Origin of the sequence: Agrobacterium sp. LR_9, from assembly GCF_041954855.1 — a bacterium.
Taxonomy (GTDB): Bacteria; Pseudomonadota; Alphaproteobacteria; order Rhizobiales; family Rhizobiaceae; genus Agrobacterium; species Agrobacterium leguminum.
On sequence record NZ_JAVAYA010000007.1, the window covers coordinates 197,285 to 212,904 of the forward strand.

A 15,620-nucleotide genomic window follows, 5' to 3' on the forward strand; every position below is an offset into this window, starting at 1 on the left:
CGGAAAGGCCTGACATGCCGTTAAGGCGCATATTGATGTCATTGGTCATTCCACGCCTCCATTTATAGCGGTTACAGACAAGGTGCATCTTACACAAGAAACCCGGCGCGACAAGTGGTCGCAATCTCGAATTGCAAAAGACGGATAAAACAGATGCAAAAATGCAACAGGCGCTCAGGCCACCGAAACGCTGAGACCGAAACCCTGCATCAGCCGCCGGGTGGCGAAATCCGGCTTGCCGGAGGTGAAAACGGCAAAATCGAAACCATCCGGATGCTCGGCATCCTGCGGCAGCGGCACAAGGTGGCGCGCGCGCCGCGCAATCGCCTCGGCGGGGTCAAGCCAATCCACCGGCCATGGCGCCAGCCTGCGAAACAGATTGGCCATGAAGGGGTAATGGGTGCAGGCAAGAACGACGATATCCGTGCGTTTTCCCTCGCTGTCGATGAAGCAGGGTTCGATTTCGGCAAGCACCGCCTCATCCGAAACCGGCTCGCCCCTGATCCAGCTTTCTGCCATGCGCGCCAGGTTTTCAGAGCCGACGAGGCGGACATGACATTGGCTGGCGAAGGACTGAATGAGATCGCGCGTATAGGCGCGCTTGACGGTGCCCGGTGTCGCCAGCACGGAAACGAGGCCCGAGCGGGTGCGCTCCGCTGCCGGCTTGATGGCGGGCACAGTGCCAACGAAGGTCATCTGCGGAAAGCGGGCGCGAAGATCCGCGCCAGCGAGCGTGAAGGCGGTGTTGCAGGCGATGATGCAGACTTCCGGGCTATAGTCGTCCAGCAGCTTGTCAAAGAGCGAAAGAATGCGCGCCTTCAGCGCTTCCTCCTCCCAGCCGCCATAGGGAAAACCCGCATCGTCGGCCACATAGATGAAGCCGCGCTCGGGCATCAGCACCCGCGCCTCGCGCAGCACGGTCAGCCCGCCAATGCCGGAATCGAACACCAGCACCGGTTTCAGCACATCGGCCGCCGCCTCACTCGTCTTCAGCATTCTCCCCTGCTCCCTCAACCGACGGCCCCGCTGCCCTTCCCGCCTGCTTCGGCCACTGCCGTGGAAAGCGGTCGAGCGAATTGATCACGCCACGGAAAACACTGATTTCCTGCTCGGAAAAACCGCGTCGCGACAGCACGGCGCGCAGATTGTCGACCATTTTCGGCTTTTTTTCAGCGGGATGAAAATAACCCCGCGCATCCAGCGCTTCCTCGATATGTTCGAACAGGCCAAAAACCTGTTCCTTGGTCGAAGGACGCTGCTCGACGGACTGAAAAAGCGTCTCTCCCAGATCGTCCATGCCGGATTTCATCCATTCATAGGACATCAAAAGCACGGCCTGCGCGATATTGAGCGAGGCAAAAGCGGGATTGACCGGAAATGTCACGATCTCGTCGGCCAGCGCCACTTCCTCATTGGTCAGCCCCCAGCGCTCGCGGCCGAAGAGGATACCGGTCTTTTCGCCAGCCTTGAATTTTGCCCTGAGCGTATCGGCGGCGGTGACGGGCGCACGCACCGGCTTGAAACCGTAGCGCTCGCGCGCGGTCGTTGCATAAACGAAGTTCAGGTCCTTGATCGCTTCTTCCAGCGTCTCGAATACCTTCGTGGCGTCAATGACGTGATCGGCCTTGGAGGCTGCGGCGCGCGCCTTCTCGCTCGGCCAGCCGTCACGCGGATTGACCAGACGCAATTCGGCCAGGCCGAAATTGGCCATGGCCCGCGCCACCATGCCGATATTTTCGCCGAGCTGCGGTTCGACGAGAATGATCGCCGGGCCTTCCGCCACAAGTTCGAGATCGCTGTTTGTGCCTGCCATCGTCTTTTGTCCGTGTGTTGAAGCGTCGCATCGATTTTCAGCCCGACGCGCTAAAGCGCGCTTCACTGGCACAGATCGGCGCCAAAATCAAAGCCGGCGCGGAGAAAGCCTGGCTCCACCCCGCTGGCAAGACGCCCCTTATTGCTCCCCCTTGATGATATTCGTCATTTCTTCGCGCAGCGAATCCCTGCCCTCATCGCCAACCCGATGAATATCACTGATGACCGGGCGGCCGTCTTCCTCGATGACATCGAAATGCACTTCGTCAACCGTCGCCTTCATCTCCGCCTCATCCATGCAGGCCCAGAGCTTGAACTTTGCGGTCACGTCCGTCACGCCGTCCTTCACCGCGCCCGGCGTCACGGAAACATCGGCCAGCGGGCAGCCATCCTGCGAGTTCGTCACGACATCGTAACCAAAGGGATCGCCGGTCTCGCCGCTTTCGGCCTCGTAAGCCGGCTTCTTGGAGGCTTCGCGATATTGCGCGACGAAATCCTTGCTGAAGAGGCTGGTCAGCATGTCCTCGTCGAAAACGTATTTCCAGTTTTCCGCCTCGCCCGACCAGTTCTTGACGGTGATATCCATCACCTTCTGAACGGGATCGGCAGGCCCGGCGGCGAGCGCGCTATGCGAAAAGAGGACGGCGGCAGTTAGAAGCAGAATATTCCGCATGATGTGATCCCGGGATAGGCCCGACAGGCGGGCGAAGCGATTCGCCTGACTGTATTCCGGCATTGTGGTTTGGCAATGCGCAAAGCGTTATTGCGCTGCGCCAAAAAAGCGCCCCCCATGGCTTTGCCTCAGGCGCGCGCGATGCTATAGCCGCACCGGATATTTTTTCCGGATACCGGCGCCATCTGGCGCCACAGCTTCGAAGGTGAGGAATTCATGGCAAAGATCAAGGTAGCCAATCCGGTCGTCGATCTCGACGGCGACGAAATGACCCGTATCATCTGGCAGCTCATCAAGGACAAGCTGATCCTGCCATACCTCGATCTCGACATCGAATATTACGACCTCTCGGTTGAAAACCGCGACGCCACCAACGACCAGGTCACGGTCGATGCAGCGCACGCCATCAAGAAGCATGGCGTCGGCATCAAGTGCGCGACCATCACCCCAGATGAGCAGCGCGTCGAGGAATTCGGCCTGAAGCAGATGTGGAAGAGCCCGAACGGCACGATCCGCAACATTCTGGGCGGCGTCATCTTCCGCGAGCCGATCATCTGCAAGAACGTTCCGCGCCTCGTTCCCGGCTGGACCAAGCCGATCGTCGTCGGCCGTCACGCTTTCGGCGACCAGTACAAGGCAACCGATTTCAAGTTCCCCGGCAAGGGCAAGCTGACCATCAAGTTCGTGGGTGAAGACGGCCAGGTCATCGAGAAGGACGTTTTCGACGCCCCGAGCGCCGGCGTGGCGCTTGCCATGTACAACCTCGACGAATCCATCCGCGAATTCGCCCGCGCCTCCATGAACTATGGCCTGATGCGCAAGTGGCCGGTTTACCTCTCCACGAAGAACACCATCCTCAAGGCCTATGACGGCCGCTTCAAGGATATCTTCGAAGAAGTCTACCAGACCGAATTCAAGAAGCAGTTCGACGAAATCGGCATCACCTATGAGCACCGCCTGATCGACGACATGGTCGCTTCCGCTCTGAAGTGGTCCGGCGGCTACATCTGGGCCTGCAAGAACTATGACGGCGACGTGCAGTCCGACACGGTTGCTCAGGGCTTTGGCTCGCTCGGCCTGATGACCTCCGTTCTCCTGTCTCCCGATGGTCGCACGGTCGAAGCCGAAGCCGCACACGGCACGGTCACGCGCCACTACCGCCAGCACCAGAAGGGTCAGGAAACCTCGACCAACTCGATCGCTTCGATCTTCGCCTGGACCCGTGGCCTCGCTCACCGCGCCAAGCTGGACGACAATGCGGAACTGGCAAAGTTCGCAGCAACGCTCGAAACCGTCTGCGTCGACACCGTCGAAAGCGGCTACATGACCAAGGATCTGGCGCTCCTCATCGGACCGGACCAGCCCTGGCTCTCCACCACCGCCTTCCTCGACAAGATCGACGAAAACCTCAAGAAGGCAATGGCGGCTTAAGCCAGCCTTCCCAGCGACTTCAAAACCCGGCCTCAGCGCCGGGTTTTCTTTTTTGTTCACAGTATCTTGATTAGCCGTTGTACTAGGCGCAGACTTCGATTCCGCGTGCTGCGGCCAGTACAACAATAAGACAAAGCTTAAACAGCATCTATTTGCACATAACTTGCCCGGCACAGTCAAACGTTCATCGGAGCATCGGCGCGATCTTAGGGAACACGCGAAGGATGTTGCGAACTTTAAAAATGCGAAGCGCAGGCGCGAAATCCGCATCGGTTTTCCCATGATGCTTCAACGATTTTGCTTGGGGAGGCAAAAGCATGAGTGAATTGATCTTCTACACCAACCCCATGTCGCGCGGACGCATCGCGCGATGGATGCTTGAGGAAGTGGGCGTTCCTTACCGAACGGAAATACTGGGCTTCGAGACCTCGATGAAATCGCCCGCCTACCGGCTGATAAATCCGATGGCGAAGGTGCCCGCCATCAAACACGGCGATACCATCGTTACCGAGGCGGCAGCGATCTGCGCCTATCTCGCCGATGCCTTTCCCGGCGCGAACCTTGCACCCACACCCAAGGCGCGCGGGCTTTATTATCGCTGGATGTTCTTCGCCGCAGGCCCGCTGGAAATGGCGGCGAGCATGAAGGCGATGGGTTTCGAAGTGCCCAAGGAGAAGCTGCGCATGGCCGGCTGCGGCAGCTATGCGGATGTGATGAATACACTGGAGCGGGCCGTCAGCGAAAACCGCTTCATCGCCGGCGATCTCTTCACGGCGGCGGATGTCTATGTCGGCGCCCATGTCGGCTGGGGCCTGCATTTCGGCACCATCGAAAAACGCCCGGCCTTTCTCGATTACATGGCCCACCTCACCGACCGCCCGGCCTTCAAGCGGGCAGCACAACTAGATGAGGAAGCGGCAAAGGATTTGCAGGCGGCGGGCTGAAAGACGGAAAGACCTGCACCAACCGCCCGTGCACCGGGGGCTTGAACCGAAAGCAAAAGGGCGGGGTAAAACCCCGCCCTTCTCAATTTACACTGGCTAGGCCGCTAGGGCCGCTGCCACCGCCTCGATGGCATCCTGCGCCTTTGCACCATCGGGACCACCCGCCTGCGCCATATCAGGGCGACCGCCGCCGCCCTTGCCGCCAAGTGCGGCGGAAGCGGTGCGGACGATATCGACAGCGCTGAAACGGGCTGTCAGATCTTCGGTCACGGCAGCGACAGCGCTTGCCTTGCCGTCTTCGGAAACGGCGATCAACAGCACGACGCCCGAGCCGAGATTGGCCTTGGCCTCATCGGCAAGACCCTTGAGGTCCTTGGCATCGATGCCGGACATGGATTTTGCCAGGAAGTTGACGCCCGCGACCTGCTTGACGTCGCTTGCGCCGGCATCCGCCGAACCGCCGCCCATGGCAAGTTTCCGGCGGGCATCGGCAAGTTCGCGCTCCAGCTTCTTGCGCTCATCGAGCAGACCTTCGACACGCGACAGTACATCGCCCGGCTGCACCTTCAGCGAAGAAGCGAGCGCCTTCACACGCTCATCCTGTTCGGCCAGATAGGCAAGCGCGCCCTGCCCGGTCACGGCTTCGAGACGGCGCACGCCCGCACCGACGGCGCTTTCGCCGAGAATGCGAATGAGGCCGATCTGGCCGGTGGCCGCCACATGCGTGCCGCCGCAAAGCTCGACGGAATAGGGACGGTTGGCTTTTGCGCCATGCAGGCCGGTGCCCATGGAGACAACGCGAACTTCGTCACCGTATTTTTCACCGAACAGCGCCATGGCGCCCTCGGCAATGGCGTCGTCGACGCTCATCAGGCGGGTCACGACCGGCGAGTTCTGCAGCACGATTTCGTTCGCCATTTCTTCGACGACCTTCAGCTCTTCGGCCGACATCGGCTTCGGATGCGAAACGTCGAAACGCAGGCGCTCGGGCGCAACCAGCGAACCCTTCTGGGCAACGTGTGTGCCGAGCACTTCGCGCAGCGCCTCGTGCAACAGGTGGGTGGCGGAATGGTTGGCGCGCAGACGCGAGCGGCGGTCATGATCGACCGTCAGCTGAACGGCATCGCCAACTTTCAGACCGCCCTTGGAGACCGTGCCCAAATGCACGAAGAGGCCTTCGCCCTTCTTCTGAGTATCGGAAACGGCAAAGGCGCCATTGTCGCCGGAAATCACGCCGGTATCGCCCATCTGGCCGCCGGACTCGCCATAAAACGGCGTCTGGTTGACGACGACCTGCACCGTCTCGCCATCGGCAGCGCTATCCACCGACTTGCCGTCCTTGACGATTGCCTGGATGACGCCTTCGGCGGTTTCGGTGTCGTAACCGAGAAATTCGCTCGCACCGAGCTTTTCCTTGAGCTCGAACCAGACGGTCTCGGTCGCCTTGTCGCCGGAACCGGCCCAGTGCGAGCGGGCTTCGGCCTTCTGGCGCTCCATCGCATCGGTGAAGCCGGAAATATCGACGCCGATTTCGCGGGCGCGCAGCGCATCCTGCGTCAGGTCCAGCGGGAAACCATAGGTGTCGTAGAGCTTGAAGGCGGTCTCGCCATCCAGCATGTCGCCCTTGTGCAGCGTCGACGTCGCATCGGAAAGCAGCGACAGGCCGCGTTCCAGCGTCTTGCGGAAACGGGTTTCTTCAAGCTTCAGCGTCTCGGAAATCAGCGCTTCGGCACGGACCAGTTCCGGATAGGCGCGGCCCATCTGCTGCACCAGCGCCGGCAAAAGCTTGTAGATCAGCGGCTCACGCGCGCCGAGAAGTTCGGCATGGCGCATGGCGCGGCGCATGATGCGGCGCAGAACATAACCGCGACCTTCGTTCGACGGCAGGACGCCATCGGCGATCAGGAAGGCGGACGAGCGCAGGTGGTCGGCGATGACGCGGTGGCTGGCGCGCTTTTCGCCTTCGGCCGGAACGCCGGTCGCTTCCACGGAAGCGGAAATCAGCGCGCGGAACAGGTCCGTATCGTAATTGTCATGCTTGCCCTGCAGCAGCGCCGAAATGCGCTCAAGACCCATGCCGGTGTCGATCGACGGACGCGGCAGGTCGATGCGCTCTTCCTTCGTCAGCTGCTCATATTGCATGAAGACGAGGTTCCAGATTTCGATGAAACGGTCGCCATCTTCTTCCGGCGAGCCGGGCGGGCCGCCCCAGATATGATCGCCATGATCGTAGAAGATTTCCGAACACGGACCGCAGGGGCCGGTATCGCCCATCGCCCAGAAATTGTCGCTGGTCGGAATGCGGATGATGCGGTCGTCAGAGAAACCGGCGATCTTCTTCCAGAGGTTAAAGGCCTCGTCGTCGGTGTGGTAGACGGTGACCAGCAGACGGTTGCGGTCGATGCCGAATTCCTTGGTGATCAGGTTCCAGGCATGGGTGATCGCCTCTTCCTTGAAATAATCGCCGAAGGAGAAATTACCGAGCATTTCGAAAAAGGTGTGGTGGCGGGCGGTATAACCGACATTGTCGAGGTCGTTATGCTTGCCGCCGGCGCGCACGCACTTCTGCGCCGAAGCGGCCGTGGAATAGGGACGGCTTTCAAGACCGGTGAAGACGTTCTTGAACTGCACCATGCCGGCATTGGTGAACATCAGTGTCGGATCGTTGCGCGGCACCAGCGGGCTGGAGGGCACGATCTCGTGTCCGTTCTTCTTGAAGTAGTCGAGAAAGGTCGACCGAATTTCATTCACACCGCTCATGCCCACACACCGCTCACAGCTGGAGTCCATCACTTCCACCCCGAAGGATGGCTATATTGCAAAATCACTGGCTTTTATCGTCCGCACCCGGCCCTGTCCAGCCATGGAGGCCCGCGAAGGCGCGCCGACAAACAAAAAGGGCCATGCGAGGCAAATCGCACGGCCTTTTTGTTATGCCAATTCATATCGAGCGCAGCAGCCGGGCGGAGAACACGCCGCAGCTTTACCCAAATCAGCCGTCGTCACCGTCGCTGTCACCGGCTTCCGGGCCGCCATTCTGCAGGAAGCGGTCGGCGATCAGGCCGGCATTCTGGCGCAGTGCCAGTTCGATTTCGTTGGCCGTTTCCGGATTGTCGCGCAGGAACATCTTGGCGTTTTCACGCCCCTGCCCCAGACGCTGGCTGTTATAGGAGAACCATGCACCGGACTTCTCGACGATGCCGGCCTTCACGCCGAGATCGACAAGCTCACCGGTCTTGGAAACGCCTTCGCCATACATGATGTCGAATTCCACCTGCTTGAAGGGCGGCGCCATCTTGTTCTTGACGACCTTGACGCGCGTCTGGTTGCCGACAACCTCTTCGCGCTCCTTGACGGAGCCGATGCGGCGAATGTCGAGACGAACGGACGCATAGAACTTCAGAGCGTTACCGCCCGTCGTCGTTTCCGGCGAACCGAACATGACGCCGATCTTCATGCGGATCTGGTTGATGAAGATCACCATGCACTTCGACTTGGAGATCGAAGCGGTCAGCTTGCGCAGCGCCTGGCTCATCAGACGGGCCTGAAGACCCGGCAGGCTGTCGCCCATTTCGCCTTCGATTTCGGCCCGCGGCGTCAGCGCCGCAACGGAGTCGACGACCAACACATCAACCGCGCCGGAACGCACCAGCGTATCGGTAATTTCCAGCGCCTGTTCGCCCGTATCCGGCTGCGAGATCAGAAGACCCTGCAGATCCACGCCAAGCTTGCGGGCATAGACCGGATCGAGCGCATGTTCGGCGTCCACGAAGGCGCAGATGCCACCCTTCTTCTGGGCTTCGGCAATGGTCTGCAATGCCAGCGTCGTCTTGCCCGAGCTTTCCGGGCCATAAATTTCAATGATGCGCCCCTTCGGCAGACCGCCGATGCCGAGCGCGATATCCAGGCTGAGCGAACCCGTCGAAACGGTCTCCACTTCAACCACGTTTTCATTGGAACCGAGCTTCATGATCGATCCCTTGCCGAACGACCGTTCGATCTGGGAGAGCGCCGCTTCCAGTGCCTTGCTTTTATCCACCGATTTATCCTCTACGAGACGCAAAGAATTTTGTGCCATCCGAACCACCTTTAGGTTATTGAAGCCGCACAGGCAATGAAGCAGTATGGAAACGGTATGTACTCTATTTGTTCTCATTTCGCAAGGCTGAGCCAGCATATTGAAAACAAATAGCGATAAGTCGTTTGTTCTGCTTTCGTTTTTCCGTGCCCGGCCCATGGCCGCAAACCGGATGCGAGGTCAGGAAGACGTCAGTTTAGGCCGAATCGTCCGGTCTTTCCATCCGCCAAAGAGGGAAACGCAAGCGTGAAGAAAATACTCGTTCTGGGCGGCGCGCATATCGACAGGCGCGGCATGATCGAGACTGAGACGGCGCCCGGCGCGAGCAACCCTGGCTCCTGGATGGAAGAGGCCGGCGGCGGCGGTTTCAACGCCGCGCGCAATCTTTCCCGCCTCGGTTTTCAGGTCCGCATCATCGCCCCACGCGGCGGCGACGCGACCGGTGAGGCGGTGGCGGAGGCCGCACGGCAGGCGGGCGTGGAAGACACGCCCTTCACCTTCCTCGACCGCCGCACGCCGAGCTACACCGCCATTCTGGAGCGCGACGGCAATCTGGTCATCGCGCTGGCCGATATGGACCTTTATAAGCTCTTCACCCCGCGCCGCCTCAAGATACGCGCCGTGCGCGAGGCGATCACGGCGAGCGACATCCTGCTCTGCGACGCCAATCTGCCGGAAGACACGCTGACGGCGCTCGGCCTCGTCGCCCGCGCCTGCGAAAAGCCGCTGGCGGCCATCGCCATATCCCCCGCCAAGGCGGTGAAGCTGAAAGCGGCGCTCGGCGATATCGACATTCTCTTCATGAACGAGGCGGAAGCCCGCGCGCTCACCGGCGAAACGACGGCCAATGTCCGCGACTGGCCCGACATCCTGCGCAAGGCCGGGCTTGCCGGCGGCGTCGTCACCCGCGGCGCAAGCGAGGTGGTGGCCTTCAGCAGGACGGAGACGGCGATCCTCCATCCGCCCCTCATCCGCGAGGTGAAGGACGTGACCGGCGCGGGCGACGCGATGGCGTCGGGTTATCTCGCCGCCATCGCCGAGGGAAAGACGATTGCGGAAGCGTTGAGGCAAGGCGCGGCGGCAGCGGCCATCACCGTGCAGTCACCCTTCGCCACCTCCCACGAACTATCAAAAGACAGTGTCGAAGCCATGTTGGGGCTTGTTCCCCGGGCTGAAATGCTGGCATGAACCCGCTTTTAAAAACTGGAACAGATGAAATGACCCGCCCTATCTCTCCACTCCTGCCCATCGTCTATTCTCAGGAAGTCGCCGCCGCCAAGCAGCGCGGTGCGCCGATCGTGGCGCTTGAATCGACCATCATCACCCACGGCATGCCCTATCCCGGCAATATCGAGATGGCGGAAAGCGTCGAACAGATCATCCGCGATCAGGGTGCGGTTCCGGCCACCATCGCGGTCATTCACGGCACTCTGCATATCGGCCTTGAGAAAGACCAGCTCGAGGCTCTGGCCCAGACCACCGACGCCATGAAGGTCTCGCGCGCCGACATCGCCTTCGCGATCGCCGAGCGCCGCACGGGTGCTACCACGGTGGCCGCCACCATGATCGCCGCCGCCCGCGCCGGCATCCGCGTTTTCGCCACCGGCGGCATTGGCGGCGTGCACAAGGGCGCGGAAGAGACCTTCGACATCTCCGCCGATCTGACCGAGCTTGCGAAGACCGGCGTGATCGTCGTCTGCGCCGGCGCCAAGGCCATTCTCGATATTCCGAAGACGCTTGAGGTTCTCGAAACCAATGGCGTGCCGGTCGTCACTTTCGGCTCGGAAGAATTCCCGGCTTTCTGGTCGCGCTCCTCCGGCCTGCCGAGCCCGCTTTCGCTCAACAGCCCGGCGGCAATCGCCAATTTCCAGACAACCCGCGAACAGCTCGGCATCGATGGCGGCATGCTGGTGGCCAATCCCGTGCCGGAAGAGGACGAAATTCCACGCGAGGAAATGGAAATCTACATCAACCGCGCCATCTCCCACGCCGAGCGCGACGATATCACCGGCAAGGAAGTCACCCCCTACCTGCTCGGCGACATCTTCCGCCTGACGGATGGCCGTAGCCTGGAAACCAATATCGCGCTGGTGCGCAACAATGCGCAGCTGGCAGCGGAGATTGCGGTGGCGCTGAATTAACCGCCGGGTTTGGGATTATCCTCAAGTTTGCAAGTGACGGCAGGGTTCGAAAACCTCTCCTCCGTCATGCCGGACTAGATCCGGCATCCAGCCACGGCGCGTCTGCGCCGTGAAAGAGTCTTTCGTGATCAAGGACTTGATCACGCTGGACCCCGGATCTGGTCCGGGGTGACGGATTGCGGATGATCAAGCTTTGCCAAACGCCTCGGCGCTGGGGACATCGTAAGCAACAAAAAAGGCCCGGAGAGCTTGCGCTTCCGGGCCTTTGTTTTTCCTGTCGAACCCGATCAGTTCTGGGCGACCGGCTTCACCAGCGGCGTCACGCGGCGGATGGTGACGCGGCGGTTCTGCTGTTCCGGGCCGAGCGTCTGGACCTTCAGATAACGCTCACCATAACCTTGCGTCGCGAGGTTTTCCGGCGGAATGCCGTAAACATCGGTCAAGACATTGGCGACGGAAGCGGCGCGCTCGTCGGAAAGAACGAGGTTGCTTTCATCCGAGCCGACGGCGTCGGTATGACCCTCGATCAGGAAGGTTTCACCCGGGTTCTTGTCCAGCGCCTTGTTGATCGCATCCGCCACCTTGCGCAGCGAACGGGCCTGCGTCATCGGGATTTCGGCGCTGCCGGTGGCGAAGGTGATGGTATCGAGGTCGATACGGCGCACCTTGTCGCGGATACGGGCCGAATAACGCACTTCATCCAGCGAATAGACACGCTCCACCGGCTCGACCGGCGGCTGTTCCAGGAAGCGGTAATAATCGCGGTCCGGATCGCTCGAGGTGTCGATGATGTAGTCCGTCACGGGAATGCGCAGGCGCATCGGCGGCAGGTCGAGGCCCGGATCGCGATAGACGTAGTCGCGGTCGGGATCTTCCATCAGCTCCGGTGCATAGAACAGCACATATTCGCGGCCGCGATCGTCGATGCGCGAGCGCTGGATCACGTCGCCATAACGGTTGCGGATCGTCACCACCTGCGTTCCGTCACGACGCTCCACGGTTTCGCGGACACGGCCGCCGGGCAGACGCTCGTAGTAGGGCTCGCCGCCATCGCGGATGAAGCGCTGGTTGTCGTCGCCGCGCACCACGACACGGTCGCCGAATTGCAGGATGATCGGCGCATCGCGGTCACGGTCACGCGGGCGGCCTTCGCGCGGCTGCCATTCGCGCACGCCTTCCGGCCGCTCATATTGCGGGCGGCGGTCGACACGCTCGCCCTGCTGCGAGGTGATGGCTTCCATCTTGACGGGCGGCGGCGGGGCCTTGCCTTCGGCGGCGCCGGCGCGCTGCGCTTCGGCGTCGGAGGTCGGGACCTTCACGTCACCCGCCTGTTCGCGTTCACGACGGCGCTCCTCGCGGGTCTGGCGGTTGCCGGAACGTTCCACTTCCTTGTCGCTGTCGAGAACGGCAGCGCCCTTGTCGACCGGCAGAATGACGGTATCGGCGGTCTTGGACGGGTCCTTGGCGATGGCCTTGGCCTTGTCCAGTTCCTCCTTCGTCATCGGCGGCGCTTCCGTCTGCGGAACAGCGACCTGATTGGGAACGGGTTCACCGGCCGGCGCCTGTCCGGTTGTCGTACCGCTCGGCGGCGGCGTCGGCGCGCCTGGCAGCGGGGCTGCGGGTTCGGTTCTGCCCTGACCCTCTACCGGCGGCTGTTCCGAGGGCTGACGGCCCGGTGCGGGGTTGGGCTGGGCTTCAGGTGCCGGCGGACGCGCGGGCGTCGGCGCTTCGGTCGGAACCGGTGCTTCCTTCGCGGCGGGCTCGGGGGCGGCCGGCTTTTTCTCCGGAACGGCTTTTTCGGCCGGTTCGGCTTTCTGTTCCGGGGCCTTTTCCTCTACCGGTGGCTTTTTGGCGGGTGCTTGTTCGCGGGGCTTGGCCGGCTCGCCGGCATTTTCAGGGCGTGCTGCGGGCTCCTGTTCGGCAGCGGGTTCCTTCGCGCGCTCCTTGCGGGGACGCTCGGGACGCTGCTCGCCCTCACCTGCGGGCTGCTCGGCCCGTTCCGGCTTGCGCGGACGTTCCTTCGGCTGCTCTTCTGCCGGTGCGGCTTCGGGCGTGGCCTCGCGCTGGCGTGCGGGGCGCTGTTCGCCCTCGCCCTGCGGCTCCTGCGCGCGTTCGGGTTTGCGGGGGCGCTCCTGCGGCTGCTCGACCGGCGCGGGCTCCGGGCGGGCCTCGCGCTGCTGCGGTTCCCGCTGGGGTTCGGGCTGCGGCTCCCGCTGGGGTTCCCGTTGTGGCTCAGGGCGCGGTTCGGCAGGCGCGGCTTCGCGCTTGGACTCCGGTTCGCGCTGCGGCTCCGGCGCACGCTCCTGTCGTTGGGGCTCGGCCTGCGGCTGCTCCTCTTCGGCCTGCTTGCGACGCTTGCGCAGTTCCTCTTCCGGGTTCGGTTCTTCCGGCTGCGCCTGCGCCAGAATCACCTGACCGGTCGCAGCATCGCCGGGAAGCGCCTGCGACACGGGCGTCTGCGCCCGCGCAGCACCGGCAAAACCGGCCGCGGCCGGCTCCACCGCAATCGCCAGCGACATGAGGGGGAAAACCACCCCCGTCAGCAATGTGTTCTTCTTCAGCATCGGTGTTTCCTCATCTGCCATTATTGGTCGCCAGTCTTGCGACATCTTGATTCCGGCTGCGCGTGCAGGCGCTGGTCAACGCCTCGCACACACTTCGGTTCCCATGATGGACAAAGCCTTCTGTACCGGAAATGAACAGATCAAGGCGTTTTCGTGGAAGCTCTGCGGCACAATCGCGGTCACTAATATTGCAGTTGCATTTTTTGACCAACCGGATGAATAATCGCATCCGCGCTGAAGGCTACAGGCGGTATCATCCGCTGCGCCCTGCGCCCATGGCGTCCGCACTGAAAACAACAACAGACCGCGGATGAACGACCAAAAGAGAGGATCGAAATGCCTATTTCCACCCGTCTGCTCGCAGCCGTATCGATTGCCGCCATCTCGCTGTTTTCAGGTGCTGCCCTCGCGCAGGACAAGATCGTTATCGGCACCGAAGGCGCCTATCCGCCCTTCAACAATCTCGAAGCCGACGGCACGCTGACCGGCTTCGACATCGACATCGCCAAGGCGCTGTGCGAACAAATGAAGGCCGAATGCACCTTCGTCACCAATGACTGGGACGGCATCATCCCCGCCCTTCAGGCCAAGAAGTTCGACGCCATCATCGCGTCCATGTCGATCACGCCCGAGCGTCTCGAGAAGGTCGACTTCTCCAAGAAATATTACAACACCCCGCCGGCCATCGCCGTGCCGAAGGATTCGCCGATCAAGTCCGTCGACGATCTGAAGGGCAAGTCGCTCGGCGCGCAGGGTTCCACCACCCACTCCAATTATGCCGAAAAGCATTTCCCGGATGCCGACGTGAAGATGTATCCGACCGCCGACGAATATAAGCTCGACATCGCCAATGGCCGTATCGACGCCGTCATCGACGATATCGTCGTGCTGTCGGAATGGCTGAAGACGGATGCGGGCGCCTGCTGCAAGATCCTGACGCCGCTCAAGGTCGATCCCGAGATCAACGGCAATGGCGCAGGCATTGCTGTGCGCAAGGGCGACACGGCGCTGGCTGACAAGTTTACGGCCGCAATCGCCGGTATCCGCGCCAGCGGCAAGTATCAGGAGATCAACAAAAAATACTTCGATTTCGACGTTTACGGCGATTAAGCCGGTTCGATCTGTTGAAATCTCGTGGCGGAAGGCTTGCCCTTCCGCCATTTTTGTTTGAAAACGTCACGATAACAATCACGGCGGCTTAAGACCGCAGGGGAAAATTGGCATGAGCGGAGCATTTTCCGCCATAGGTGCGTTCTGGACCTATGTCTCGACACTTCTCGATCCCTTCTGCGGGCCGGTCGGTCTCTTCTCGCTTTTCGGAAACGGCACCCTGGTCGCCTGCGGCGATGCAGGATGGGGCGATGAAATCGCCTTCGGCGTCAAGGTCACCATCTCGCTGGCGCTCGCCACCCTGCCCGTCGGGCTGCTGATCGGTTTTCTCATCGCGCTCGCCGCACAATCGGAAGAAAAATCGCTGCGGCTGGCGACCGGCATCTACACCACCATCTTCCGCGGCCTGCCGGAACTCCTGACGCTCTTCATCGTCTATTACGGCATCCAGATGCTGCTGCAATCGGTGGCCGGTTATGTCGGCATCACCGGTCCGGTCGAGATCAACGCCTTCGTGGCGGGCATGGTGGCGCTGTCCGTGGTGTTTTCGTCCTATGCGTCCGAAGTGCTGCTGTCCGCCTTCAAGGCCATACCGAAGGGGCAATATGAGGCGGGTGCGGCACTGGGGCTTTCGCGGGGCCGCACCATGGTGCTCATCATCATTCCGCAGCTGGTCAGGATCGCCCTTCCCGGCATGACCAATCTCTGGGTCATCCTGCTGAAAGACACCTCTTACGTCTCGATCATCGGCCTTGCCGATATCGTTCGCCAGACCGGCATTGCCGCCCGCGTCAGCAAGGAAGCCTTCTTCTTCTACAGCATCGCCTGCCTGCTCTACCTCATCCTCGCGCTGCTTTCCTCCATCGG

General features: G+C 61.5%; 12 protein-coding genes. 6 read left to right on the top strand and 6 right to left on the bottom strand.

The genetic code is table 11. The features are described 5' to 3' along the window. Positions 1–174: 174 nt before the first annotated feature. The 3 genes from murI to RAC79_RS11380 all read right to left on the bottom strand — a co-directional run bounded on the left by murI (position 175) and on the right by RAC79_RS11380 (position 2,485). Positions 175–996, bottom strand: coding sequence for a glutamate racemase (gene murI, locus RAC79_RS11370; protein WP_174039366.1), 822 nt, complete (start codon positions 994–996; stop codon positions 175–177). Then, positions 980–1,813, bottom strand: coding sequence for an RNA methyltransferase (locus RAC79_RS11375; protein WP_078052767.1), 834 nt, complete (start codon positions 1,811–1,813; stop codon positions 980–982). The genes murI and RAC79_RS11375 overlap by 17 nt, the downstream gene beginning before the upstream one ends. 138 nt (positions 1,814–1,951) lie before the next feature. Beyond that, positions 1,952–2,485, bottom strand: a complete 534-nt coding sequence (locus RAC79_RS11380; protein ID WP_173999952.1) for a hypothetical protein — start codon at positions 2,483–2,485, stop codon at positions 1,952–1,954. Positions 2,486–2,701: 216 nt separating this feature from the next. Here RAC79_RS11380 and RAC79_RS11385 point away from each other — a divergent pair, with 216 nt between their 5' ends. Both RAC79_RS11385 and RAC79_RS11390 read left to right on the top strand, forming a co-directional pair. Then, positions 2,702–3,916 (top strand): NADP-dependent isocitrate dehydrogenase, encoded by a 1,215-nt coding sequence (locus RAC79_RS11385; protein WP_035210117.1) that lies wholly within the window; start codon positions 2,702–2,704, stop codon positions 3,914–3,916. A gap of 317 nt (positions 3,917–4,233) precedes the next feature. Further along, positions 4,234–4,860, top strand: a complete 627-nt coding sequence (locus RAC79_RS11390; RefSeq protein WP_065655929.1) for a glutathione S-transferase family protein — start codon at positions 4,234–4,236, stop codon at positions 4,858–4,860. Positions 4,861–4,956: 96 nt separating this feature from the next. Here RAC79_RS11390 and alaS read toward each other — a convergent pair whose 3' ends face one another. Both alaS and recA read right to left on the bottom strand, forming a co-directional pair. After that, a complete protein-coding gene (gene alaS / locus RAC79_RS11395; RefSeq protein WP_065655928.1) occupies positions 4,957–7,620 on the bottom strand; it encodes an alanine--tRNA ligase in 2,664 nt (887 codons plus the stop codon). Between the two features lie 232 nt (positions 7,621–7,852). After that, complete coding sequence (gene recA / locus RAC79_RS11400) at positions 7,853–8,938, bottom strand: recombinase RecA (protein ID WP_065655927.1); 1,086 nt, start codon at positions 8,936–8,938, stop codon at positions 7,853–7,855. 246 nt (positions 8,939–9,184) lie between these two features. Here recA and RAC79_RS11405 point away from each other — a divergent pair, with 246 nt between their 5' ends. Together RAC79_RS11405 and RAC79_RS11410 are read left to right on the top strand one after the other, a co-directional pair. Continuing rightward, a complete protein-coding gene (locus tag RAC79_RS11405) occupies positions 9,185–10,126 on the top strand; it encodes a carbohydrate kinase family protein (RefSeq protein ID WP_003525162.1) in 942 nt (313 codons plus the stop codon). A gap of 29 nt (positions 10,127–10,155) precedes the next feature. Continuing rightward, positions 10,156–11,079 carry a pseudouridine-5'-phosphate glycosidase gene (locus RAC79_RS11410; protein ID WP_065655925.1) on the top strand — a complete coding sequence of 308 codons (924 nt, stop codon included), beginning with the start codon at positions 10,156–10,158 and terminating at the stop codon, positions 11,077–11,079. A 287-nt stretch (positions 11,080–11,366) separates the two neighbouring features. Here the strand turns inward: RAC79_RS11410 and RAC79_RS11415 are convergent, their stop codons facing one another. Beyond that, positions 11,367–13,643: an OmpA family protein gene (locus RAC79_RS11415; protein WP_174039367.1), complete on the bottom strand. Its 2,277-nt coding sequence runs from the start codon at positions 13,641–13,643 to the stop codon at positions 11,367–11,369. Positions 13,644–13,979: 336 nt separating this feature from the next. On the opposite strand from RAC79_RS11415, the gene RAC79_RS11420 reads away from it, so the two are divergent. Then, positions 13,980–14,753, top strand: coding sequence for an ABC transporter substrate-binding protein (locus RAC79_RS11420; protein WP_065655922.1), 774 nt, complete (start codon positions 13,980–13,982; stop codon positions 14,751–14,753). A gap of 112 nt (positions 14,754–14,865) precedes the next feature. Beyond that, positions 14,866–15,620: ABC transporter permease (locus RAC79_RS11425; RefSeq protein WP_374997002.1), on the top strand; the 755-nt coding region annotated here is incomplete at its 3' end.

Bases quoted from the DNA above. Each gene is read 5' to 3' on its own strand.
- murI (WP_174039366.1), bottom strand. From the start codon at position 996: ATGCTGAAGACGAGTGAGGCGGCGGCCGATGTGCTGAAACCGGTGCTG.
- RAC79_RS11375 (WP_078052767.1), bottom strand. From the start codon at position 1,813: ATGGCAGGCACAAACAGCGATCTCGAACTTGTGGCGGAAGGCCCGGCG.
- RAC79_RS11380 (WP_173999952.1), bottom strand. From the start codon at position 2,485: ATGCGGAATATTCTGCTTCTAACTGCCGCCGTCCTCTTTTCGCATAGC.
- RAC79_RS11385 (WP_035210117.1), top strand. From the start codon at position 2,702: ATGGCAAAGATCAAGGTAGCCAATCCGGTCGTCGATCTCGACGGCGAC.
- RAC79_RS11390 (WP_065655929.1), top strand. From the start codon at position 4,234: ATGAGTGAATTGATCTTCTACACCAACCCCATGTCGCGCGGACGCATC.
- alaS (WP_065655928.1), bottom strand. From the start codon at position 7,620: ATGAGCGGTGTGAATGAAATTCGGTCGACCTTTCTCGACTACTTCAAG.
- recA (WP_065655927.1), bottom strand. From the start codon at position 8,938: ATGGCACAAAATTCTTTGCGTCTCGTAGAGGATAAATCGGTGGATAAA.
- RAC79_RS11410 (WP_065655925.1), top strand. From the start codon at position 10,156: ATGACCCGCCCTATCTCTCCACTCCTGCCCATCGTCTATTCTCAGGAA.
- RAC79_RS11415 (WP_174039367.1), bottom strand. From the start codon at position 13,643: ATGCTGAAGAAGAACACATTGCTGACGGGGGTGGTTTTCCCCCTCATG.
- RAC79_RS11420 (WP_065655922.1), top strand. From the start codon at position 13,980: ATGCCTATTTCCACCCGTCTGCTCGCAGCCGTATCGATTGCCGCCATC.